Raw genomic sequence first — 21,166 nt, 5'->3', positions numbered from 1 at the left:
AAAGCACTCCGGGTGGTTGAGTGCAGGCTGATACGGCCGACCACCGCCAGCGGGGTTGAGCTCGCCGACTTTTTTTGCCGCCCCGAACCCCGGTGCGGTCCGCCGCCCGTACAAGCTGGGGTGAAAATCCTTCGATGTCCGCGCTTCCCCGCGCCCCTTCCGCCAAGAACGCCCCCGAGCGCCAGGCCATGCCCGACGACCAGTTGATGCTGGCCTACGCGCAGGGTGACGCCGCCGCGTTCGACGTGCTCTACGCGCGCCACGAAGGCGGATTATTCCGCTTCGTCAAGCGGCTGCTGGGCGCGCGGCTCGTGGCGCAGGCCGACGAGGTATTCCAGGACACCTGGGTGCGGATCATCTCGGCGCGCGACAGCTTCTCGCCGCAGGGCGCGACGTGGCGCACCTGGGCCTTCACCATCGCGCACAACCTGGCGATGGACCGGCTGCGCGTGAGCGGGCGCGAAGTGACGCTCGATGCGCACCCGGACGATGACGGCGAACCCGTGCCCATGCTCGACCGCGGCGTGCGCGGTGCGGTCGATGCGGCGGCGCACCCGTCGGCCGAAGAGCTGGCGTTCTGGCGTGCCGCGGGCCGTCGCCTGCTGGCTTGCCTCGACGAACTGCCGGTCGATCAACGCGCCGCGTTCCTGCTGCACCATGAAGACGGCCTGACCGTCGAGGCGCTGGCCGCGAGCCTGGAGATCGGTTTCGAGACCGTGCGCAGCCGCCTGCGCTATGGCTTGCAAAAACTGCGCGGCTGCATGGAGCGCTATCTGTCGGTGCTGGAGCAACGGGCATGAGCGGCAATGACACCGGGTTCGACGACAACAACGGCGATCTGCGCGACCCCGCGCTGCGCCGCGCGCTGGACCATGCGCCCGACAGTGATGCCAGGCCCGATCCGCGCACGCGCGACGCGATCCTGAAGATGGCGCACAACCTTGCCGAGGCGCCGGTGACAGCGAGCCCTGCCGCCAACAGCGCGAGCGCCGCGCCGTGGTGGCGCCGCCTCTTCGGCGGTGGCGGCGAGCCGCGTGCGCGCATGCCGTGGAACGCGGCTTTCGCGACGGTGCTGGTGGCTGGTTTCGTGGCGGTGCTGTGGCATCGCGAGCCTGTGCCCGATGCGCGACTCGATGGTGAAGCCCGCGTGGGCGGGGCGACTGCGCAAGCGCCGGCGCCGGTGGCGCCGCCTGCAACGGCTCCGGCGCAAGCGTCCGCGGAGGCCGCGCCTCCAGCCGAAGCGCCGGCAGCCGCCGCCGCGCCGCCACCAGTCGTTGCGCAAGCCCCCGCAGCGCCTGCCGCGGAGCAACGCGCCAAGGCCCCGGCCCCGCGCGATTCTTCTTCCCCGAAAAAGGCGGCCGATGCGGCGAGCGCAGATGCCCTCCAGCGTGCTGCGCCGAAGCCATCTCTCAAGCAGGCGGCTCCTGCGCCCGTCGCGCCCGCCGAGCCGGTCACACCTTCGACACCGCCTGCCATCGTGGCCGAGCAATCCGCACCCGCACCCGTCTTGCGCGATGAACGCCGCGAAGCCCGCGTGGAAAACGAACGGCGAAGCGCTTATGCAGCAGGAGCGCCCGCGCCGGCAGCGCCACCGCCACCAGCCGCCGCACCCGCGAACCAGGACAGCGCCAGCGCCGAACTTTCCGGCGGGCTGAGTTCGACCGCGCCGGGCGCTGCCGCCAAGGCCATGACAAGGCCTCGGAGCGCGGCAACGTCCTTCTCCGCGCTGGAGCGATGGACGTCCTTCAACTTCACGCGTTCAGGCGCCAGCGTGCGCCACGAGCGCGGCGACATCGAAGGCCTGCCGGCCCTCGTGAGCACCGTGGCGCGTTCGGCCACAACGCCCGATGAACCGCTCGCCGCACCGGTCGAGGCGCGGCTCGAGCTGTACCGAGGCAATGCGCTGGTCGCCGTGCTGGAAATCGCCGGCGGCCAGGTGCGCTGGACATCGCAGCCCGGCGGCGCGGCTCTCATCGGCACGCCGCCGGCGCAGGCGCTCGACGCGCTGCGCTCGCTGCTTATGCGCTGATCAGATCAGGCGTTCTTGAAATCCGGCGCGCGCTTGTTGAGGAAGGCGTCCATGCCTTCCTTCTGGTCGACGGTGGCGAACAGCGCATGGAACAGCCGGCGCTCGAACATCACGCCGTCGCTCAGGCCGCTTTCGAAGGCGCGATTGACCGATTCCTTCGCCGCCATCACCGAGATCTGCGAGTAGCCGCAGATGATCAGCGCCGCGCCCAGCGCCTCGTCGGCGAGCTTTTCGAAAGGCACCACGCGGCTCACGAGGCCGGCGCGCTCGGCTTCGGCGGCGTCCATCATGCGGGCCGTGAGCACCATGTCCATGGCCTTGCTCTTGCCCACTGCGCGTGGCAGGCGCTGCGTGCCCCCGGCGCCGGGGATCACGCCGATCTTGATTTCGGGCTGGCCGAACTTCGCGTTGTCGGCCGCGATGATGAAGTCGCACATCATCGCCAGCTCGCAGCCGCCGCCCAGCGCGAAGCCGGCCACCGCGCCAATCACCGGCTTGCGGATCGAGCGGATGGTTTCCCAGTTGCGCGTGATGTAGTCGCCTTTGTAGGTGTCGATGAAGCTGTACTTGGCCATCGCCGCGATGTCTGCGCCGGCCGCGAAGGCGCGCTCGCTGCCCGTGAGGATGATGCAGCCGATGGCGTCGTCCGCATCGAAGGCCTTCAGGGCCTGGCCCAGCTCGGTCATGAGCGCGTCGTTGAGCGCATTCAGGGCCTTCGGGCGGTTGAGGGTGATGATGCCGACCTTGCCTGCTTCGGTCCGCACTTCGATGTTTTCGTAGCTCATGGTGTCTCCGGGGGAAGGGGAAGAAAAACGCGCTTCACTATACCCAGCATGGCCGGCGCGGGTGGCGGGGCATTGCGAGTTCCCATAGAGTGCCCGCCATGAGTTCCAACTACGCCTACCTGTTCGTCGCCATCGTGGCCGAAGTGATCGCCACCAGTTTCCTCAAGGGGTCCGAGGGCTTCACCCGGCTGTGGCCCACGCTGGCCTCGGTGGTGGGCTATGTGATTGCGTTCTTCTTTCTCTCGCTCACGCTGCGCACCATTCCCACGGGCATCGCCTATGCGATCTGGTCCGGCGTGGGCATCGTGCTGATCTCGCTGGTGGGCTGGCTGTGGTTCGGGCAGAAGCTCGACGGGCCGGCCATTGCGGGGCTCGCGCTGATCATCGCGGGCGTGGTGGTCGTGAACGTGTTTTCCAAGTCGGTTTCCCACTGAGCGCCATGTGGCTTTCAGTTGAGAATTATTCTCATCTAGAATGCCCGCCATGGAGTTCCCGATGCAAGAACATGCCGTGTTGCTGCGGGCCTATGCCCGCGTGCAGGAGCGCTGCTCGCGCCTGCTGGTCGAGCAGGCCGCGCTCGTCGAAAGGCTCGAAGCGCAGATCGTGCGTTTGCGCGGCGCGCTGGTGGCGCGCGACTCGGCCATTGCCATCGTGCGCGAAGAGCTCGCGATGCGTGCCGCCGTAGGCGGGGCGCTGCCGAAGCGGCTGAGCGCGCTGCTGTCGCCGGGCAGCAAGCGCCATCTGATGATGCCGCCCGAGCCGCAGGCGCCCGCCGACCTGCGCGAGAAGGCCGTGCTGTGCGTCGGCCATGAAGACGAGGCGCCTTCGCTCGCGCGCCAGCTGGTCGAGATTGCCGGCGGCCGCTACCTGCACCACGACGGCGGAGACGATGCGGACGATCCCGCGCTCGAAGCCAGCCTGCGCGCGGCCGATCTCGTGATCTGCCAGACCGGCTGCGTGAGCCACGGTGCCTACTGGCGCGTGCAAGACCACTGCCGACGCACCGGCAAGCCCTGCGTACTGGTCGGTGAACCGCAGCCGATGCTCTTCGTGCGGCAGCCGGCAGCGGCGGAAAACGCCTAGCCGGCCAACCAGCCCGTCACCTTGGCGGCGTCGTGCGAGAACAGGCGCCAGGTGGTCACGCCGACAGGCAGCACCAGCGGCAGCCTGATCAGCTTGCGATCGCGCGCCACGATGGCCGTGCACTTCGTCGCATCGCCCAGGTACAGCGCCAGGTCGTCGAGCTTGGCGATGCGCCAGGCCTGCGCAGGCTGCTGCTGGCCCTTCTTGCCGGCAGCGGGCAGCTCGATGCCGATCCACTCGTCGTTCGCGGAGAAGCCGGCCTTCTCGGCCGCCCCGCCCCGCAACACCACCTTCACCTGAACGCTGCCATTGGCCTCGGCCACGCGCAGGCCCAACGCCTGCGCCTGCTGCGACGGGTCCTCCAGCGTGGCAACGCCGTGCGCGCGCAGCAGTTGCGCGAGCGGAAGCTCCTCGGTCGAATGCACCCAGCGCGCCAGCTCCAGCGCATACGAGCGGCCGCTCACGGCCTCGAGCGCGGCTGCAATGTCGGCCTCGCTGATCGGCCCGCCGCTGCTGTGCGTCCACAGGTGGCGCATTACGTCGTCGAGCGAGCCCTTGCCTTCATGGCGCAGCGTGAGGTCGAAGCAAAGCGCCACCAGCGCGCCCTTGGTGTAGTAGCTCACCGTGCTGTTGGGCGTCTGCTCGTCCTGGCGGTAGTACTTGACCCAGGCGTCGAAGCTCGCGTCGGCCACCGGCTGCACCAGTCGGCCCGGCGTCTGCATGACCTGGTTGATGGTCTTGTTCAGCAGGCGCAGGTAGGCTGCGTCGTCGATGCGACCGGCGCGGCGCAGCAGCAGGTCGTCGTAGTAGCTGGTGAAGCCTTCGAAGAACCACAGCAGCTGCGTGTAGTTCTCCTGGCTGTAGTCGTAGCGCGCGAACTCGGCCGGCCGCATGCGCTTGACGTTCCAGGTGTGGAAGTACTCGTGGCTGATGAGGCCCATCAGCGTGGTGTAGCCATCGGGCTGCTTCTTCTTTTCGCCGCGCTGCGGAAGGTCGCGGCGGTTGCAGATCAGCGCGGTCGAATGGCGGTGTTCGAGTCCGCCATAACCGTCGTCGACGGCGTTGAGCATGAAAACGTAGCGGTCGATCGGCGGCTTCGGTCCGCCGCGCTTGCCGACCTTGTCGCCGTGCCAGAAGCGCATCTCGGCTTCGCAGATCGCCTTTGTGTCGGCGATCAACCTCTCGCCATCGAAGGATGCAGCGGCACCGGCAATCACGAAGCGGTGCGGCACGCCGCAGGCTTCGAATTCGGCACTCCAGAAGGCACCCAGCTCGACCGGGCTGTCGGCCAGCTCGTCGTAGCCTGATGCGTGGTAGTTGCCGAAGCCATGCTTGTCGGCCTTCAGCGGCACGAGGGCAGTGGCGCACGACCAGCGCGCAGCGTCATCGGCCAGCTTGGGTGCGACGATCTCCAGCGCATGCGGGGCCTCGGTCTGGCCTTCGACGCGCAGGCACACGCTGGTGCCGTTGAAGAAGCCGCGCTCGGCATCGAGCCAGGCGGTGCGCACCGAGTTGTCGTACGCGCAGACCTGGTAGTGCAGTACCAGCGGCTGGCCGGGCGTGCATTCGACGAGCCAGCTGCATTTGTCGAGCTGCATCAGCGCCGGCTTGCGGCGGCCCTGCGTGGCGCGCAGGCCCTGCAGGTTCTTGGCGAATTCGCGGACCAGGTAGCTACCGGGAATCCACACCGGCAGCGACACGTGCTGCTGCGCGGCGGGCGCGTCGATGGTGAGCGTGACACTGAATAGATGCGCGTGCAGGTCCGCGCATTCGACGCGATAGCGCACGCCCGCCACGGGTGCGGCGACAGCGGCGGCGCGCCGCGAAACGGTCTTCGTCGCCATCAGCTGGACGAAGCGGCGAGTTGCTTCTCGACCTGCTCTGCGGGAATGGCGCCGGGCGTGCGGGTACCGTCGCTGAAGATCAGCGTGGGCGTGCCTGTGATGTTGTACTTGCGGCCGAACTCGACGTTGCGCTGCAGCGCGGTCACGTCGCAGCCGTTAGGCGCGGTGGTGGGACGGGTGCTCGATTCCATCCAGTCGCCCCAGGCCTTGCCCTTGTCCTTGCTGCACCAGATGTCGCGCGACTTGATGTTCGAATCGGGGCCGAGCACCGGGTACAGGAACAGGTACACGGTGACGTTGTCGACCGTCTTCATGTCCTTCTCGAAGCGCTTGCAGTAGCCGCAGTTCGGGTCTTCGAACACCGCGAGCTTGCGCTTGCCGTTGCCGCGCACGATCTTGATCGAGTCCTTCAGCGGCAGCTGGTCGAAGGCGACAGCGCTGAGTTTTTCCACGCGCTCTTCGGTCAGGTTCTTGCGCGATTTCACGTCGATCAGGTTGCCCTGGATGAGGTAGTTGCCCTGCTCGTCGGTGTAGAAGATCTGCGAGCCGTTCACGCGCACTTCGTAGACACCCGGAATCGGCGACTTCGACACTTCGTCGATGGCCGGGAACTGCGGAATGCGTGCGGGCAGGTTCTTGCGGATCTCGGCTTCGCCGGCTGTGGCGGCCGCGACCGCGCCCAGCGTGCAGGCGGCGAGTAAGAGGTTGCGTACGAGTGTCATCGGGAGATCCGTTGGTTCGGTTCTAAAAGAGGGGCGGGGTGTCAGGCCTTCAGGCCCATGGCCTGCGCCGTGATCCAGCGCTTGACGAGGCGCGTGCGGTCGAAGCCGCGCATGCCCCAGTTGCGCAATGCAGGAAGCGGACCCAGGTTGTGCGCAAAGAGTTGCTGCAGCCCGTCGGTCGCCAGGCTCATCTGCAGCACGTCGGCGCGGCGGGCGCGTTCGTAGCGGCGCAGCAGGCGCGCATCGCCCACGCTGCGCCAGTAGTCGCGGTTCTTGATCACGTCGGCCAGCGCGGCCGCATCGGCCAGGCCCAGGTTCAGGCCCTGGCCCGCGAGCGGGTGCACCGTGTGGGCCGCATCGCCCGCCAGTGCCCAGGAGCGAGTCGGCTGCCCGGGCATGGCGCCGGTCCAGCGGTCGGCGATGGCGCGGGCCAGCGGCCAGGCGCCGCGCTCGCTCGTGAGCTTGAGCGCGCCGAGCGCGTTGTGGCTGGCTTCGGTGATGGCGGCGTTGAATTCGTCGTTGCCCTGCGCGAGCAGTTCGGGCGCGCGCAACTGGTCGACCGACCACACCAGCGCGACCGTCTTGCCGTGCGCGCCGCCGAGCGGCAGCAGCGCGAGCACTTCGCCCTTGTCGTTGAACCACTGGCGCGCGATGCCGTCGTGCGACTGCTCGGCCTCCAGGCGCGCCGCGATCGCATGCTGCGGATAGCGCGTGACCTCGTAGCTCACGCCGAGGGCTTCGCGCGTGGTGCTGGCCTTGCCTTCGCACACCACGGTGAGCGGGGCTGCCACCGGCTCGGTCACCACTTCGATCAGGGGCTGGAAGCGCACTGCGTCGGCCAGTTGCTGTTCGAGCGCGGGCACGTCGACGATCCAGGCCAGCGCGTCGACCTTCTGGCGCGCGGCGCTGAACTGCACCCGGCCGCCTTCGTCGCCATGCACGAGCATCTCGCGCACGGCCGTGGCATGGGCCCCATCGGGCCAGGCGCGCAGCGATTCGAGCAGCGTGCGGGAGGCGGTGTTGAGCGCGTAGGCGCGGATGTCTTCCTTGCCCTGCGTGGCCGGCGGCACCACCAGCGCGACACGCACACGCTCGCGCGCGAGCAGCAGGGCCAGCGTACGGCCGACGATGCCGGCGCCGCGAATGCAAACTTCTGGGGGGAGGGCCATGAATCGATTGTAGGAGTTGCCCGCCAGCCCGCGCCCGGCGCCTTTCCCCCCGGGGTGCCAAGGTCTTCCGGCTGCCGCGATGCGGGACAATTGCGGCCGAATTCCAAGGAACCCCCACCGTGTCCCAGCCCGCTTTCGACCTCGAAGCCACCATCGCGCGCCTGTTCGTCTATCCGGTCAAGTCCTGCGCCGGGGTCGAGCTTCCCGAAATGCTGCTGACCGAGACCGGCCTTGAGTTCGACCGGGCCTGGATGGTGGTCGACGCCCAGGGCGAATTCGTCTCCCAGCGGCAGCTGCCGCGCATGGCGCTGATCAAGCCGCAGATGAAGCACATGGAAGTGGTGCTGCGCGCCCCCGGCATGCTGGCGCTGCACCTGGCTTTCGACCGGGTCGAGAAGCCGGTGCGGGTGCGCGTGTGGAAGGACGACGTGGCTGCCTACGACATGGGCGACATCGCCGCACAGTGGTTCAGCGACTTTCTCTCCGAACCCGGCAAGCCGCAGACTCTGCGCCTCGTGCGCTTCGACCCCGAGCACAAGCGCCTGTCGAGCATGAAGTGGACCGACGGCATCGAAGCGCAGACCCAGTTCGCCGACGGCTACGCGCTGCTGGTGGCGAGCGAGGGCTCGCTGGCCGAACTCAACGAACGCCTCGCGGCGCAGGGCCACGGTGCAGTGGGTATCGAGCGCTTCCGCCCCAACATCGTGCTGGCGGGTATCGAGTCGCACGACGAGGACCGTGTCGACGCCCTGCACATCACGACCGGCGAAGGCGAGGCCGAGCTGCGCCCCGTCAAGCCCTGCACGCGCTGCCCGATTCCCGACATCGATCCGGCCACGGCCCTCAGCAGCCCCGAGGTCGGCGACACGCTGCGCACCTACCGCGCCGACGCGCGGGTGGATGGCGGCATCACCTTCGGCATGAACTGCATCGTGATCCAGGGCGTGGAGCACATGCTCAAGGTCGGGCAGGCGGTGGGCGCGAACTACAAGTTCGAATGACCGGCGCCAGGCCGGCGCTTCAGAACTTCACTCCGGCGATCAGGATGATGTTCGCGTAGGGCGTGCATTCGCCCGTGCGCACGACGGCGCGCGCCTTTGCCGTGCGGCGCTTGAATTCTTCGTGCGACACCGTCTGCGGCGCGATCCCCAGCGACTGCGGATACCAGCTCGGCAGCTTCTTCGCATCGCCCAGCGCCTCGTCGGCCACCACGATGCCTTCCACCTGCATTTCCGACAGCACGGCCTGCAGCACGTCGGTGAGCTGCGGCACGCCGCGCGCCACGGCGAGGTCGATGCGGCGCGGGCCGTCAGGAATCGGCAGGCCGGCGTCGCCAAGCACGAGCATGTCGCCATGGCCCAGCGAAGCGATCACATGGGACAGTTCGGCATGCAGCAGGGGGGAGCGTTTCACAGCTTGATCCAGTCGGGAGGCAGGGGGCTGCGCAGCACGGCGTCGCGCTGCGGAATGGAAGGTTGGGCGCCGGGCTGCTGGATGCACAGCGCGGCGGCGCGGATGCCCAGGCGCACGGCTTCGTCGAAGGGCTGGCCTTCACCCAGCGCGACTGCGAGCGCGCCCAGGAATGTGTCGCCGGCGGCCGTGGTGTCGACCGCCTGCACCTTCGGCGCGGGATGGTGGCGCGCGCCGTCGGCATCGACTGCCACGGCGCCACGCGCGCCGAGCGTGACGACCACGCGCTCGATGCCCTTGGCGCGCAGGGCCTGGCCGGCCTGGGCGGCTTCCTGTGGACTGCCTGCGGACTGGCCGCACAGCGTCTGCGCCTCGATTTCATTGACGACCAGCGTGTCGATCTGCGGCCACAGCGGTTCGGCAATCGCCTGCACCGGCGAGGGGTTGAGCAGCACCTTGCAGCCCGCACCATGCGCCACCGCAATGGCGCGCGCGACCTGGTCCATCGGTGTCTCGAACTGCGTCACGAGGAAGGCCGCGCCCTGCACCTGCTGCTTCAGCGCAGCCTCGTCGATCTCGACCCGGGCGTTGGCGCCGGGAATCATCACGATGCGGTTCTGGCCGCTGTCCTCCACGAGGATCAGCGCCGTGCCGGTCGGCTCGCCCGCCACGGTGCGCAGCGCGGCGGTGTCGATGCCGTCGCGCTCCAATGCCTGACGCAGCGACTGGCCGTGCGCGTCGTCGCCGACGCAGCCGATCATTTGCACCTGAGCGCCTTCGCGCGCGCAGCTCACTGCCTGGTTGGCGCCCTTGCCGCCGGGAATGTTGGCAATCGAATGGCCCAGCAGGGTTTCGCCCGCGGCCGGCGCGTGCGGCACACGCAGCACCAGGTCCATGTTGAGGCTGCCGAGCACCACGATGCGCGGCGCCTGGGTGGAACTGGTGGAAGAAGAAGGCTTCAGGCTCACGGGGTGCGGGACTTTCGGGTTTCCGTTGAAGGCGTTTCGGTCGTGACAGGTGCGGCGGGCTCGCGGAAGCTCGCGTGCCGTGCGGTCGAGGCGCGCACGCGCAGCTCGGGCTGCAGCACCACCTTGCGCGCGTCGCGCCGCTTGCCGCCGACGCGCTCGAGCAGCATGTCGACCGCCAACGCGCCGATGCGCTCCTTGGGCTGCGCCACGGTGGTGAGCGGGGGGCTTGTGTAGGCCGAGAGTTCGATGTCGTCGAAGCCGACGATCGAGAGTTCGTCGGGCACCCGCACGCCGCTTTCATGCGCGGCACGCAGCGCGCCGATGGCCATCAGGTCGTTGCAGACGAACACGGCCGAGGGCTTGCGCTCGGTGCGAAGAATGGCATGCATCGCCTCGTAGCCGCCCTGGCTCGTGAAGCCGCCGCGCCACAGCAGCGCTTCGGCATTCGCGATGTCGGGCGTTGCGCCGGTCTCGGCCAGCGCCATGCGCCAGCCCTCGATGCGCTGCTCGCTCGGCATCACGCCCACCGGCCCGCCGATGCAGGCAATGCGCTTGTGGCCCAGCGACAGCAGGTGCCGCACCGCGAGCAGGCCGCCCTGCATGTGCGCGGTTTCCACCAGGTCGCAGGCCGGGTCGGCGATTTCTCGGTCGACCAGCACCGTGGGCATGCGCAGGCCGCGCAATTGCTTCATGAGGGAGTCGTCGTCGCCCGCGCCGGTCGACACCACGATCAGCCCGTCGATGCGGCGCTCGGCCAGCACCTGCAGGTAGACGCTCTGGCGGTGGGGCTCGTCGTCGGTGTTGCACAGCACCAGCGTGTAGCCGGCGCCGAAGCAGCGGTCTTCCACGATGCGCACGATCTCGGCGAAGTAGGGGTTCGAGCTGTTGGGAATCAGCATGCCCAGCGTCGAGGTGGTGTTGCTCTTCAGGCTGCGCGCCATCGCGTTGGGCACGTAGCCCAGCTCGCGGATGGCGAGCTCCACGCGCTCGCGCACCTTGGCGCTCACGTGGCGGGTGTCGTTGACCACGTGCGACACGGTGGTGACGGACACATCCGCCTTGAGTGCGACGTCCTTGATGGTGGCCATGGCTTTTCCTGTTCCTGGTGGGGCGGGATGCTGTCGTCAGGCCAGGCGGCGGTCGGCACGGCGCTGGCGGAGGGTGTCGATGATGACCGCTACCACGATCACGGCGCCGGTGATGATGCGTTTGCTCGGCTCGCTCGCCCCAACCTGCGCGAGGCCGGCTTCGAGCACCGCGATGATCAGCACGCCGAAGAAGGTGTTGATCACCGAGCCGCGCCCGCCCATGAGGCTGGTGCCGCCGATGACCACGGCAGCGATCACCTGCAGCTCGATGCCGACGCCGGCATTGGGGTCGGCCGCTTCGAGGCGCGCCGATTGCATCAGGCCCGCGAGGCCGGCCAGCAGGCCGGTCACGGCGAACACGATGATGCGGATGGGGCGCGGGTCGATGCCCGCCAGGCGCATGGCTTCTTCATTTGTGCCGATGCCCACCACGTGGCGGCCGAACACCGTGCGCGTGAGCACCATCTGCCCGATGACCACCAGCACCACCGCCAGCACGAAGGCGGCCGAGATGCCGCCGATCCACGGCGCGGCCAGGCCCGAGATGGCGTCGCCCACGTACTGCGTGCGCGAATCGGTCACGAGGTAGGCGCCGCCGCGCACTGCTTCGAGCATGCCCAGCGAGACGATGAAGCTCGGCAGCCGCCATGCGACCGACACCGCGCCCGTGACCGTGCCGCAGATGAGCCCGGTAACGAGGCCGAGCACCGCGGCCACAGGCACCGAGAGCTTCCATTCGAGGATGGCCGCCGCCGTGACGGCCGCGCTCAATGCCAGCACCGAGCCGACGGACAGGTCGATGCCCGCGATGATCAGCACGAAGGTCATGCCGACCGCCATCACGGCCAGCGCGGGAATTTCATTCGCGATGGAGACGAAGGTTTCGCGCGTCAGGAAGTATTCGCTCAGCGAACCGAAGAGCGCGATCATGCCCACGAGCACGACCGTCAGGCCCAGGTAGGTGCCGAGCTGGCCCTTGAGTGCGGAGGGCGAGGCCGGCGGGTTTTGTTTGGTGGAGGCTTCGGCGTTCATTGTGTGTCGGCGGTGACCGGGGTCGAATCGGAAACGGGAGATACCGTCGGCGGGCTGGCGGCGCGTCCTGTCGCGTCGCTGAATGCTGCGGCCAGCAGCGATTGTTCGGTCCACTCGCCGCGCTCGAACACCGCGACAAGCCGGCCGGCGCTCATCACGCCGATGCGGTCGCACATGGCCATCAGTTCGCGCAGGTCGCTCGACACCATCAGCAGCGCCTTGCCGGCGTCGGTCATGCGGTCGAGTTCGGCGTACAGGTCGGCGCGCGCACCCACGTCCACGCCGCGCGTGGGTTCGTCGAGCAGCAGCACCTTGCATTCGCGGTGCAGCCAGCGCGCGAACACCACCTTCTGCTGGTTGCCGCCGCTGAGCGTGGCAACCGGTTGTTCGATGCTGCGCGAACGGATGCGCAGCAGTTCCACCAGCTTCTGCGCAATGCTGCGCTCTTTGGCGCGCTGCAGCCAGCCGGCGTGCGAGATAGCGCCAAGATCGCTCAGCGTGGCGTTGACGCGGATCGATTGCGTCAGCAGCAGGCCCTGCGACTTGCGGTCTTCGGTGACGAGGCCGATGCCCGCGCGGATGGCCTGCATCGGCGAGCGCCAGCCCTTGCGCGCGTGCTTCGTGGGCTGGCCGTTTTCATAAAGGGTGATCTCGCCTCGGTCGGCGCGGTCGGCGCCGAACAGCAGCCGCACCAGTTCGGTCCGGCCCGAGCCGACCAGCCCGGCCAGGCCCATGACTTCGCCTGCGCGCAGGTCGATGTCGACGTCGCGCACGACCTGCGCCCGGCCAATGCCGCGCGCACTCAGCAACACGGGGCCGGCCACGCGGCGGTCGCGGCCCTCGTGCTCGTGCACCGCACGGCCGACCATGCGCTGCACCAGTTCGGATTCGCGCACGCCGGCCATGGCGCGCACGTCCACCAGCCGGCCGTCGCGCAGCACCGCGACGCGGTCGGCGATGCGCTGCAATTCCTCGAGGCGGTGCGACACGTACACGATGGCCACGCCGTGCGCCTTCAGCAGCTCGATCTGCTCGAACAAGTGCGAGGTTTCGCGCGGCGTGAGCATGGCGGTGGGCTCGTCGAGCACCAGCACGCGCGTGTCGTCCTGCAGGTTGCGCGCGATCTCCACCATCTGCTGCTGGCCGATGCCCAGCCGCGCCACGGGCGTGGCCGGGTCGATGTTCTCCATGCCGATCTTGGCGAGCTGGCGCGCGGCCAGCTCGTGCAGCTTGCTGCGGCGGATCCAACCGGTCTTGTTGGGCAGCCGGTCGAGCAGCAGGTTCTCGGCCACCGACAGCGTGGTGACGAGGCCGAGCTCCTGCATGACCATGCGCACGCCCAGCCGCTCGGCGTCGCGGCGCGAACCGGGCGCAAAGGGCTTGCCGTCGAGCAGCATCTGGCCGCGCGTGGGCTGCACCAGGCCGCAGACGATCTTCGACAGGGTGCTCTTGCCGGCGCCGTTCTCGCCCGTGAGGGCCAGCACTTCGCCGGCATTGAGCACGAGCGAGACGTCGTCCAGCACCGGCGCCGCATAGTCCTTGCCCATGGCGCTCAGCGAGAGCACGGGCATGGCCGTTGTGAGATTCATGGCGGCGGATGCTGTCAACGTCTGTACTTTCTCTTGCTGCGTGCTTACTTCGAGTCTTTGGTGACCAGCACCACGTCGGTCTTCACTTCGGCGGGCATCTCCGACTGCTTCTTCTTGTCGGCGATGGCCTTCAGCGCGGTCTCGATGCCGAACACGGCCTGCTTGGCGGCGAACTGGTCGGCGGTGGCGAGCACGCGACCGTCCTTCAGCATCGGCTTGATGGCGCCGATGTTGTCGTAGCCCACCACCAGCACCTTGCCGGTCTTGCCCGCGGCCTTGACCGCAGCCACGGCGCCCAGCGCCATGCTGTCGTTGCCGGCGAGCAGGGCCTTCAGGTCGGGGTGCTCGCGCATCATGCCGGCGGCCACGGTGTTGCCCTTGTCGATTTCCCACTGGCCGGACTGCACGCCCACCACCGTCACGCCGGCGGCCTTCATTGCGTCCTGGTAGCCCAGCGTGCGCTGCTGCGCATTGAAGGTGGTCGACACGCCTTCGATGATGCCGACCTTGTCGCCCGACTTCAGCTCCTTGGCGAGCGCATCGCCCACCAGCTTGGCTCCGGCGCGGTTGTCGGGGCCCACGAACGGCACCAGGATGCCCTTTTCCTTCAGTGCGGCACCGTCGAGCTGGTTGTCGATGTTGACCACCAGGATGCCCTTGTCGATGGCCGCCTTGATCACCGGCACCAGCGCCTTCGAATCGGCCGGAGCGATGACCAGCGCGTTGATCTTCTGCGCCACCATCTGCTCGACCATCTTGATCTGGGCGGAGGTGTCGGTCTCGTCCTTGATGCCGTTGGCCACCAGCGTGTATTCGGCGGCATGGGCCTTCTGGTGCGCCTTGGCGCCGTCTTCCATGGTGCGGAAGAACTCGTTGGCCAGCGACTTCATGACCAGCGCGACCTTGGGCTTGTCCTGGGCGAGGGCGGGTGTTCCGGCCATGGCGCCCAGCAGCGTGAGTGCGGCGGCGCTTTGCAGGGTACGGCGGGTGAACTTCATGGTGAATGTCTCCTGAGGTGGTTGATCAGAACGGTGCGCCGGTCTTTGCCGGGGGCTCCGATGTTAGCTGAGGGAAACGTTTGCGCAAACGTTTGCCAGTCGGTGCTAACCCTGAGGTTTTGAGCAAGCAAATGCGAGCTCGAAGACCTGCCGGACGGGCCTGCAACCATGCTCGCCTAAAATCGCGGGTTACCCAAGAGGACCTCCCATGAGTTTGCAATGCGGCATCGTCGGCCTGCCCAACGTCGGTAAATCCACCCTTTTCAATGCGTTGACCAAGGCCGGCATCGCAGCGGAAAACTATCCGTTCTGCACCATCGAGCCCAACGTGGGCGTGGTGGAAGTGCCCGACCCCCGGCTCGCGCAACTGAGCGAGATCGTCAAGCCCGAGCGCGTGGTGCCCGCCATCGTCGAGTTCGTCGACATCGCTGGCCTGGTGGCCGGTGCCAGCACCGGCGAAGGCCTGGGCAACAAGTTTCTGGCGCACATCCGCGAGACCGACGCCACCGTCAACGTGGTGCGCTGCTTCGACGACGAGAACGTGATCCACGTGGCCGGCAAGGTCGACCCGATCTCCGACATCGAAGTGATCCAGACCGAACTCTGCCTGGCCGACCTGGCCACGGTCGAGAAGGCGCTGCACCGTCACACCAAGGTGGCCCGTTCCGGCGACAAGGACGCGCAAAAGCTGGTCGGCCTGCTCGAGCGCTGCCAGGCCGCGCTGAACGAGAACACGCCGGTGCGCGCGCTCGACTTCACCAAGGAAGAGCTGCCGCTGGTCAAGAGCTTCACGCTGATCACCGCCAAGCCCGCGATGTTCGTGGGCAACGTGGCGGAAGACGGCTTCGAGAACAACCCGTATCTCGACCGCCTGCGCGAATACGCGGCCAAGCAGGGCGCGCCCGTGGTCGCCATCTGCGCCAAGATCGAAGCCGACCTGGCCGAGATGGACGACGAAGACAAGAAGATGTTCCTCGCCGAGATCGGCCAGGAAGAGCCGGGCCTGAACCGCCTGATCCGCGCGGCCTTCAAGCTGCTGGGCCTGCAGACCTACTTCACCGCCGGCGTGAAGGAAGTGCGTGCATGGACCATCCACATCGGCGACACCGGCCCGCAGGCGGCCGGCGTGATCCACGGCGACTTCGAGAAGGGCTACATCCGCGCCCAGACCATCGCGTTCGAGGACTACATCGCCTTCAAGGGCGAGCAGGGCGCGAAGGACGCGGGGAAGATGCGTTCTGAAGGCAAGGAATACGTCGTGAAAGATGGCGACGTGATGAACTTCCTGTTCAGCTCCTGACGCCACTCTCCCGAGCGAAATGCTCCGTTGATGAGCCTTCCCAAGATCGTCATCATTGCGGGCCCCAACGGGGCGGGAAAGACTACCTTCGCCCGCGCTTTCCTTCCGCAGGAAGCGCAAATCTCGCGTTTCATCAATGCGGATCTGATCGCCGCCGGGCTGTCACCCTTCGCGCCGGAGGCCGAAGCCATCAAGGCCGGGCGATTGATGCTGGAAGAGATTGCCGAGTGCGTTCGTCGTCGGGAGAGCTTTGCTTTCGAGACCACGTTGTCGGGACTGAGCTATCTGCGCCACATCGGCGCATGGAGGAAGTCTGGCTATCACGTGAGCCTTTTCTTTCTGGCGCTTCCGACGGCAGAATTTGCAGTCGCGCGCGTGGCGGAACGTGTCCGGCAAGGCGGGCATCACATTCCTGAAGATGTGATTCGCCGTCGTTTCGAGGCGGGGCGTCGGAATTTTGACGACCGTTATCGCGCTGCGGTGGATGCCTGGGCGCTGTACGACAACGCTGGCGAAGAGCCAGATCTCATCGAATGGGGAGAAGCACCATGACCCGTGAACAGCTGATGCAAGCAAAGGACAAGGACCTGGCCGCTTCGCTGATCGCGATTCGGCGCGCCGCACGGGAAGCGCGAGAAGCCGCAGTGCGCACCAACACTGCCATCGTGGTGCAACGTGGCCAGAAATCAGTCCGCATCACGGCTGACGAACTGCGCAAGGCCGGGGTGAAGTAGGCGTCGAGCACAGTGCTGGCAGCCGCCGGCCCGCACATCCGGCTGGGTCGCCAAGGCCGGTTTCTTGGGTAGACTGCGCGCGCCCTATTTCTCCTCCAAGGCCCGCCTTCATGCTCACCGTCCACCACCTCAACAACTCGCGCTCGCAGCGTGTGCTCTGGCTGCTCGAAGAGCTCGAGCTGCCGTACGAGATCGTCCACTACCAGCGCGATCCGCAAACCAGTCTGGCGCCCGCTTCGCTGCGGGCCATTCATCCGCTGGGCAAGTCGCCGGTGGTAACGACGGATGACGGACTCACGCTTGCGGAATCGGGCGCGATCATCGAGACACTCGTCGAGCGCTACGGCCACGGCCGCCTCGCGCCCGCGGCAGGTTCGCCGGAGGCTCTGCGCTATCGCTACTGGCTGCACTTTGCCGAAGGCACGGCGATGTCGCCGCTGCTGCTCAAGCTGGTGTTCGACCGCATCGAGACGAGCAAGATGCCTTTCTTCGCGAAGCCGATCGCCAAGGCTATCTCGGCCAAGGCGAAGTCGGCGTTCATCAACCCGAACATCGCAAGCCATCTGAACTACATGGAAGCCGAACTCGGCAAGAGCGAATGGTTCGCCGGCGACGAGTTCACGGGCGCGGACATCCAGATGAGCTTCGTGGTCGAAGCCGCGCAGGCGCGCGGCGGGCTCGATGCAAAGCGGCCGAAGCTGATGGCGTACCTGGAGCGCATCCACGCGCGTCCCGCGTACAAGCGCGCGCTCGAACGCGGCGGCCCCTACGCCTTGTTGAACTGATCAGAAGATCTGCAGCAGCGCCACCGTCATGGTGATGTAGCGCAGGAACTTGCCCACGGCCATGTAGGCAACGCATGGCCAGAACGGCAGCTTGAGCCAACCCGCGACCGCGCACAGCGGGTCGCCCACCAGCGGCAGCCAGCTCAGCAGGCAGGCCTTCGGGCCGAGCCGCTCCAGCCAGCCCAGAACGCGCACATGATGTTTCGAGTGCGAGTATTTGTCGGCCACCTTGTGCGCGCCGTAGCCCATCCACCAGTCGACTGCGCCCCCCAGCGTGTTGCCTATGGTCGCCACCGCGATGGCCGGCCAGAACATGTCGGGGTTGAGCTTGAGCAGCCCGAAGAGAAAGGGCTCGGAGCCCACCGGCAGTAGCGTCGCGGAGACGAACGCCGCCACGAACAAGGTCGAGAGACCGTACTGCGGCAGCGCCAGCAGCGCCATGAGGGAGTCGAGCCAGGCTTGCATAAGGTCGGCGCAGTATAGGCAGCGCGTGCCTCGCAACCCCGCAGGAGAAAGCCCCGGAATGCACCGGTGTTTGTACGGGTACCCAGGGCGCAAATCGTTTCAGTCGCTGAAATGCGGCGTGGCTACAATCGTGCCTCATTTTTCAGCAGCCGAACGCGCACGCTCCTCTTTCCAATGACCTTGCAGATCGGCACCCACACGCTGGAAAACCGCCTGTTCGTCGCGCCCATGGCCGGCGTGACGGACCGGCCCTTCCGCATGCTGTGCCGCGAACTCGGCGCTGGCTACGCGGTCAGCGAGATGGTCACGTCGCGCAAGGAACTCTGGGGCACGCTCAAGACGTCGCGCCGCGCGAACCATGATGGCGAACCGGGCCCCATTGCGGTGCAGATCGCAGGCACCGATGCGGCCATGATGGCCGAGGCCACGGTCTACAACATCGAGCGCGGTGCGCAGATCATCGACATCAACATGGGCTGCCCGGCCAAGAAGGTCTGCAACAAATGGGCGGGTTCTGCGCTGATGCGCGACGAGCCGCTGGCGCTTGAAATCGTGCAGGCCGTGGTCGATGCCGCGCAGCCTTTCGGCGTGCCGGTCACGCTCAAGATGCGCACCGGCTGGAGCCAGGAGCACCGCAACGCGGTGAAGCTCGCGCGCGATTTCGAATCGGCCGGCGTGCAGATGCTCACGGTGCACGGCCGCACGCGCGAGCAGGGCTACAAGGGCTTTGCCGAGTACGACACCATCGCCGCCGTGAAGGCCGCGGTGCGCGTGCCGGTGGTGGCCAACGGTGACATCCGTTCGCCCGAGAAGGCACGCGACGTGCTTGCGGCCACCGGCGCCGACGCTGTGATGATCGGCCGCGCCGCGCAGGGCCGCCCGTGGATCTTCCGCGAGATCGCGCACTTCCTGGAAACGGGCACGCACCGCGCGCCGCCGCTGGTCGCTGAAGTGCGCCGCTTGCTGCTCGACCATCTCGTGGAGCACTATGCGCTTTACGGCGACTACAGCGGTGTGCGCACGGCGCGCAAGCACATCGGCTGGTATGTGCGCACGCTGCCCGACGGCGAAGCGTTTCGCGCACGCATGAACACCATCGAGGACTGTGCCGAGCAGCTGCGCGCGGTCGGCGACTATTTCGACGGGCTGGCGGACCGCATGGACCGCATGCCCGTGCAGCACCTGGCGGACGAAGAGGCGTCGCCAGGTGAAGAGGAGGCGGCTTGCGCCGTCGATTGAGAAAAAGAGAAGAAGCAATGAGCAAGAAACATATCGAGGACTGCGTGCGCACCAGTCTGGACAGCTACTTTCGCGATCTGCGTGGCACCGAACCCGACGGCATGTACGAAATGCTCGTGCGCGTGGTCGAGAAACCCCTGCTCGACGTCGTGATGACGCGCGCGGAAGGCAATCAATCCAAAGCCGCGCAATGGCTGGGCCTGAATCGCAACACGCTTCGCAAGAAGCTCGTTGAACACAAACTTTTGAAATAACTCCACGGCATATCCAATGGCCCAGACCGCACTCATCTCCGTTTCCGACAAGACCGGCATTCTCGAATTCGCCCAGGCGCTGCATGCGCTGGGCATCAAGCTGCTGTCCACCGGCGGCACCGCCAAGCTGCTGGCCGATGCCGGCCTGCCCGTCACCGAAGTTGCCGACCACACCGGCTTTCCGGAGATGCTCGATGGCCGCGTGAAGACGCTGCACCCGAAGATCCACGGCGGCCTGCTCGCGCGCCGCGACCTGCCCGCGCACGTGGCGGCCATCAAGGAACACGGCATCGACACCATCGACCTGCTGGTGGTCAACCTGTACCCGTTCGAAGCCACCGTGGCCAAGCCCGGCTGCACGCTCGAAGACGCGATCGAGAACATCGACATCGGCGGCCCGGCCATGGTGCGCAGCGCGGCCAAGAACTGGAAGGACGTGGGCGTGCTCACCGACGCATCGCAATACGCGGTGGCGCTCGCCGAGCTGAAGGCCGACGGCAAGCTCAGCGACAAGACCAAGTTCGCGTTTTCGGTGGCCGCGTTCAACCGCATCGCCGACTACGACGGTGCCATCAGCGACTACCTCTCGGCCATCGACTTCGACGCCAGCATCGGCCAGCCCGCGCCCAAGCGCTCGCTGTTCCCCGCGCAAAGCAACGGCCGCTTCGTGAAGGTGCAAGACCTGCGCTACGGCGAGAACCCGCACCAGCAGGCCGCGTTCTACCGCGACTTGTATCCGGCGCCCGGTTCGCTCGTGTCGGCAAAGCAGCTGCAGGGCAAGGAGCTGAGCTACAACAACATCGCCGACGCTGATGCTGCATGGGAATGCGTGAAGAGCTTCGATGTGCCGGCCTGCGTGATCGTGAAGCACGCCAACCCCTGCGGCGTTGCCATCGGCAAGGATGCTGCCGAGGCTTACGGCAAGGCCTTCAAGACCGATCCGACCTCGGCCTTCGGCGGCATCATTGCCTTCAATCGACCGGTCGACGGCGCGACGGCCCAGGAGATCTCCAAGCAGTTCGTCGAAGTGCTGATGGCGCCCGATTACACGCCCGAGGCACTGGAGCTGTTCCAGGCGACCAAGAACCGGCAGAACGTGCGCATTCTCAAGATATCGCTGCCGCCGGGCGGCGCGAGCGACTGGGACAACGGCCGCAATGCAATGGACGTGAAGCGCATCGGCTCAGGCTTGTTGATGCAGACCGCCGACAACCATGAGCTCGCGGCCAGCGACCTCAAGGTGGTCAGCAAGAAGCAGCCTACGCCGCAGCAACTGCAAGACCTGCTCTTCGCATGGAAGGTCGCGAAGTACGTGAAGAGCAACGCGATCGTGTTCTGCGCCAACGGCATGACCATGGGCGTGGGCGCGGGCCAGATGAGCCGCCTCGATTCGGCGCGCATCGCCAGCATCAAGGCCGAGCACGCCGGCCTGTCGCTGAAGGACACTGCCGTCGCCAGCGACGCCTTCTTCCCGTTCCGCGACGGCCTCGACGTGGTGGTCGATGCGGGCGCGAGCTGCGTCATTCAGCCGGGCGGCTCGATGCGCGACCAGGAAGTGATCGATGCCGCCGACGAGCGCGGCGTCGTGATGGTGCTTTCGGGCGTGCGTCACTTCAGGCACTGACGACGCTCCTTCAAGAACACCGCGGAACCGGCTTTGCCGGGCCGCAGG

General features: G+C 67.2%; 23 protein-coding genes. 12 read left to right on the top strand and 11 right to left on the bottom strand.

Annotated elements, in window-relative coordinates; translation table 11 throughout:
- Nucleotides 1–134: 134 nt before the first annotated feature.
- The gene (locus AC07O3_RS22905; RefSeq protein ID WP_426390447.1) at nucleotides 135–800 is read left to right on the top strand and encodes a sigma-70 family RNA polymerase sigma factor; all 666 of its coding nucleotides are present in this window, start codon (nucleotides 135–137) and stop codon (nucleotides 798–800) included.
- Entirely contained in the window at nucleotides 797–2,029 is a 1,233-nt protein-coding gene (locus AC07O3_RS22900; RefSeq protein ID WP_495340401.1) for a hypothetical protein, read from the top strand. Before AC07O3_RS22905 ends, AC07O3_RS22900 begins: the two co-directional genes overlap by 4 nt.
- Nucleotides 2,030–2,034: 5 nt before the next feature.
- Here the strand turns inward: AC07O3_RS22900 and AC07O3_RS22895 are convergent, their stop codons facing one another.
- Nucleotides 2,035–2,814, bottom strand: coding sequence for an enoyl-CoA hydratase (locus AC07O3_RS22895; protein ID WP_093078457.1), 780 nt, complete (start codon nucleotides 2,812–2,814; stop codon nucleotides 2,035–2,037).
- Between the two features lie 98 nt (nucleotides 2,815–2,912).
- Here AC07O3_RS22895 and AC07O3_RS22890 point away from each other — a divergent pair, with 98 nt between their 5' ends.
- Nucleotides 2,913–3,248, top strand: a complete 336-nt coding sequence (locus tag AC07O3_RS22890; protein ID WP_093056653.1) for an SMR family transporter — start codon at nucleotides 2,913–2,915, stop codon at nucleotides 3,246–3,248.
- 61 nt (nucleotides 3,249–3,309) lie between these two features.
- Complete coding sequence (locus AC07O3_RS22885) at nucleotides 3,310–3,897, top strand: DUF2325 domain-containing protein (protein ID WP_495340400.1); 588 nt, start codon at nucleotides 3,310–3,312, stop codon at nucleotides 3,895–3,897.
- Here the strand turns inward: AC07O3_RS22885 and AC07O3_RS22880 are convergent.
- Genes AC07O3_RS22880 through AC07O3_RS22870 form a run of 3 tightly spaced genes read right to left on the bottom strand, consistent with a single transcriptional unit; the run spans nucleotide 3,894 to nucleotide 7,632 of the window.
- Entirely contained in the window at nucleotides 3,894–5,741 is a 1,848-nt protein-coding gene (locus AC07O3_RS22880) for a M61 family metallopeptidase (RefSeq protein WP_495340399.1), read from the bottom strand. The two genes, AC07O3_RS22885 and AC07O3_RS22880, sit on opposite strands and share 4 nt — an antisense overlap.
- Nucleotides 5,741–6,463, bottom strand: coding sequence for a DsbC family protein (locus tag AC07O3_RS22875; protein ID WP_093056651.1), 723 nt, complete (start codon nucleotides 6,461–6,463; stop codon nucleotides 5,741–5,743). Before AC07O3_RS22875 ends, AC07O3_RS22880 begins: the two co-directional genes overlap by 1 nt.
- Before the next feature lie 41 nt (nucleotides 6,464–6,504).
- Nucleotides 6,505–7,632: an FAD-dependent monooxygenase gene (locus AC07O3_RS22870; RefSeq protein ID WP_093078464.1), complete on the bottom strand. Its 1,128-nt coding sequence runs from the start codon at nucleotides 7,630–7,632 to the stop codon at nucleotides 6,505–6,507.
- Nucleotides 7,633–7,751: 119 nt separating this feature from the next.
- Here AC07O3_RS22870 and AC07O3_RS22865 point away from each other — a divergent pair, with 119 nt between their 5' ends.
- Nucleotides 7,752–8,633 carry an MOSC domain-containing protein gene (locus AC07O3_RS22865; RefSeq protein WP_093177398.1) on the top strand — a complete coding sequence of 294 codons (882 nt, stop codon included), beginning with the start codon at nucleotides 7,752–7,754 and terminating at the stop codon, nucleotides 8,631–8,633.
- Between the two features lie 19 nt (nucleotides 8,634–8,652).
- On the opposite strand, the gene rbsD is transcribed toward AC07O3_RS22865, so the two are convergent.
- From rbsD to AC07O3_RS22835, 6 genes are read right to left on the bottom strand one after another with little or no spacing between them, the layout of a single operon-like run.
- Nucleotides 8,653–9,045 carry a D-ribose pyranase gene (rbsD, locus tag AC07O3_RS22860; RefSeq protein WP_093056648.1) on the bottom strand — a complete coding sequence of 131 codons (393 nt, stop codon included), beginning with the start codon at nucleotides 9,043–9,045 and terminating at the stop codon, nucleotides 8,653–8,655.
- A complete protein-coding gene (rbsK, locus tag AC07O3_RS22855) occupies nucleotides 9,042–10,010 on the bottom strand; it encodes a ribokinase (RefSeq protein ID WP_495340398.1) in 969 nt (322 codons plus the stop codon). Before rbsK ends, rbsD begins: the two co-directional genes overlap by 4 nt.
- Nucleotides 10,007–11,098, bottom strand: a complete 1,092-nt coding sequence (locus AC07O3_RS22850) for a LacI family DNA-binding transcriptional regulator (protein WP_495340397.1) — start codon at nucleotides 11,096–11,098, stop codon at nucleotides 10,007–10,009. Before AC07O3_RS22850 ends, rbsK begins: the two co-directional genes overlap by 4 nt.
- 36 nt (nucleotides 11,099–11,134) lie before the next feature.
- Nucleotides 11,135–12,130, bottom strand: a complete 996-nt coding sequence (locus AC07O3_RS22845) for an ABC transporter permease (protein ID WP_093056645.1) — start codon at nucleotides 12,128–12,130, stop codon at nucleotides 11,135–11,137.
- The gene (locus AC07O3_RS22840; RefSeq protein ID WP_495340396.1) at nucleotides 12,127–13,719 is read right to left on the bottom strand and encodes a sugar ABC transporter ATP-binding protein; all 1,593 of its coding nucleotides are present in this window, start codon (nucleotides 13,717–13,719) and stop codon (nucleotides 12,127–12,129) included. Before AC07O3_RS22840 ends, AC07O3_RS22845 begins: the two co-directional genes overlap by 4 nt.
- 44 nt (nucleotides 13,720–13,763) lie before the next feature.
- On the bottom strand, nucleotides 13,764–14,717 hold the full coding sequence (locus AC07O3_RS22835; protein ID WP_093177404.1) for a sugar ABC transporter substrate-binding protein: 954 nt from the start codon (nucleotides 14,715–14,717) through the stop codon (nucleotides 13,764–13,766).
- A 208-nt stretch (nucleotides 14,718–14,925) separates the two neighbouring features.
- On the opposite strand from AC07O3_RS22835, the gene ychF reads away from it, so the two are divergent.
- The 4 genes from ychF to AC07O3_RS22815 all read left to right on the top strand — a co-directional run bounded on the left by ychF (nucleotide 14,926) and on the right by AC07O3_RS22815 (nucleotide 17,536).
- A complete protein-coding gene (ychF, locus tag AC07O3_RS22830) occupies nucleotides 14,926–16,017 on the top strand; it encodes a redox-regulated ATPase YchF (RefSeq protein WP_093056642.1) in 1,092 nt (363 codons plus the stop codon).
- Nucleotides 16,018–16,047: 30 nt separating this feature from the next.
- Complete coding sequence (locus AC07O3_RS22825; protein WP_093078473.1) at nucleotides 16,048–16,569, top strand: ATPase; 522 nt, start codon at nucleotides 16,048–16,050, stop codon at nucleotides 16,567–16,569.
- Nucleotides 16,566–16,751 (top strand): hypothetical protein, encoded by a 186-nt coding sequence (locus AC07O3_RS22820; RefSeq protein ID WP_093056640.1) that lies wholly within the window; start codon nucleotides 16,566–16,568, stop codon nucleotides 16,749–16,751. The genes AC07O3_RS22825 and AC07O3_RS22820 overlap by 4 nt, the downstream gene beginning before the upstream one ends.
- Before the next feature lie 110 nt (nucleotides 16,752–16,861).
- Complete coding sequence (locus AC07O3_RS22815; RefSeq protein ID WP_093056639.1) at nucleotides 16,862–17,536, top strand: glutathione S-transferase; 675 nt, start codon at nucleotides 16,862–16,864, stop codon at nucleotides 17,534–17,536.
- Here the strand turns inward: AC07O3_RS22815 and AC07O3_RS22810 are convergent, their stop codons facing one another.
- Complete coding sequence (locus AC07O3_RS22810) at nucleotides 17,537–18,001, bottom strand: YqaA family protein (RefSeq protein ID WP_093056638.1); 465 nt, start codon at nucleotides 17,999–18,001, stop codon at nucleotides 17,537–17,539.
- Nucleotides 18,002–18,175: 174 nt separating this feature from the next.
- Between AC07O3_RS22810 and dusB the strand changes: the two genes are divergently transcribed.
- The 3 genes from dusB to purH are packed head-to-tail and all read left to right on the top strand — an operon-like array spanning nucleotide 18,176 to nucleotide 21,118.
- Nucleotides 18,176–19,240 carry a tRNA dihydrouridine synthase DusB gene (gene dusB, locus AC07O3_RS22805; RefSeq protein WP_093056637.1) on the top strand — a complete coding sequence of 355 codons (1,065 nt, stop codon included), beginning with the start codon at nucleotides 18,176–18,178 and terminating at the stop codon, nucleotides 19,238–19,240.
- A gap of 17 nt (nucleotides 19,241–19,257) precedes the next feature.
- A complete protein-coding gene (locus AC07O3_RS22800; protein ID WP_007838304.1) occupies nucleotides 19,258–19,494 on the top strand; it encodes a Fis family transcriptional regulator in 237 nt (78 codons plus the stop codon).
- Nucleotides 19,495–19,510: 16 nt separating this feature from the next.
- Nucleotides 19,511–21,118 (top strand): bifunctional phosphoribosylaminoimidazolecarboxamide formyltransferase/IMP cyclohydrolase, encoded by a 1,608-nt coding sequence (gene purH, locus AC07O3_RS22795; RefSeq protein ID WP_093056636.1) that lies wholly within the window; start codon nucleotides 19,511–19,513, stop codon nucleotides 21,116–21,118.
- Nucleotides 21,119–21,166 lie beyond the last annotated feature (48 nt).

It is taken from the genome of Variovorax sp. GW821-FHT09D05 (genome assembly GCF_059416325.1).
The sequence above is the reverse complement of the archived record's forward strand: the minus strand, read 5'-3'. Positions and strand labels throughout refer to the sequence as shown.

Bases quoted from the DNA above. Each gene is read 5' to 3' on its own strand.
- purH (WP_093056636.1), top strand. From the start codon at position 19,511: ATGGCCCAGACCGCACTCATCTCCGTTTCCGACAAGACCGGCATTCTC.
- AC07O3_RS22825 (WP_093078473.1), top strand. From the start codon at position 16,048: ATGAGCCTTCCCAAGATCGTCATCATTGCGGGCCCCAACGGGGCGGGA.
- AC07O3_RS22890 (WP_093056653.1), top strand. From the start codon at position 2,913: ATGAGTTCCAACTACGCCTACCTGTTCGTCGCCATCGTGGCCGAAGTG.
- AC07O3_RS22895 (WP_093078457.1), bottom strand. From the start codon at position 2,814: ATGAGCTACGAAAACATCGAAGTGCGGACCGAAGCAGGCAAGGTCGGC.
- AC07O3_RS22850 (WP_495340397.1), bottom strand. From the start codon at position 11,098: ATGGCCACCATCAAGGACGTCGCACTCAAGGCGGATGTGTCCGTCACC.
- ychF (WP_093056642.1), top strand. From the start codon at position 14,926: ATGAGTTTGCAATGCGGCATCGTCGGCCTGCCCAACGTCGGTAAATCC.
- AC07O3_RS22875 (WP_093056651.1), bottom strand. From the start codon at position 6,463: ATGACACTCGTACGCAACCTCTTACTCGCCGCCTGCACGCTGGGCGCG.
- AC07O3_RS22880 (WP_495340399.1), bottom strand. From the start codon at position 5,741: ATGGCGACGAAGACCGTTTCGCGGCGCGCCGCCGCTGTCGCCGCACCC.
- AC07O3_RS22815 (WP_093056639.1), top strand. From the start codon at position 16,862: ATGCTCACCGTCCACCACCTCAACAACTCGCGCTCGCAGCGTGTGCTC.
- AC07O3_RS22840 (WP_495340396.1), bottom strand. From the start codon at position 13,719: ATGAATCTCACAACGGCCATGCCCGTGCTCTCGCTGAGCGCCATGGGC.
- AC07O3_RS22870 (WP_093078464.1), bottom strand. From the start codon at position 7,632: ATGGCCCTCCCCCCAGAAGTTTGCATTCGCGGCGCCGGCATCGTCGGC.
- AC07O3_RS22845 (WP_093056645.1), bottom strand. From the start codon at position 12,130: ATGAACGCCGAAGCCTCCACCAAACAAAACCCGCCGGCCTCGCCCTCC.
- AC07O3_RS22885 (WP_495340400.1), top strand. From the start codon at position 3,310: ATGCAAGAACATGCCGTGTTGCTGCGGGCCTATGCCCGCGTGCAGGAG.
- AC07O3_RS22835 (WP_093177404.1), bottom strand. From the start codon at position 14,717: ATGAAGTTCACCCGCCGTACCCTGCAAAGCGCCGCCGCACTCACGCTG.
- AC07O3_RS22905 (WP_426390447.1), top strand. From the start codon at position 135: ATGTCCGCGCTTCCCCGCGCCCCTTCCGCCAAGAACGCCCCCGAGCGC.
- dusB (WP_093056637.1), top strand. From the start codon at position 18,176: ATGACCTTGCAGATCGGCACCCACACGCTGGAAAACCGCCTGTTCGTC.
- AC07O3_RS22800 (WP_007838304.1), top strand. From the start codon at position 19,258: ATGAGCAAGAAACATATCGAGGACTGCGTGCGCACCAGTCTGGACAGC.
- AC07O3_RS22820 (WP_093056640.1), top strand. From the start codon at position 16,566: ATGACCCGTGAACAGCTGATGCAAGCAAAGGACAAGGACCTGGCCGCT.
- AC07O3_RS22810 (WP_093056638.1), bottom strand. From the start codon at position 18,001: ATGCAAGCCTGGCTCGACTCCCTCATGGCGCTGCTGGCGCTGCCGCAG.
- AC07O3_RS22900 (WP_495340401.1), top strand. From the start codon at position 797: ATGAGCGGCAATGACACCGGGTTCGACGACAACAACGGCGATCTGCGC.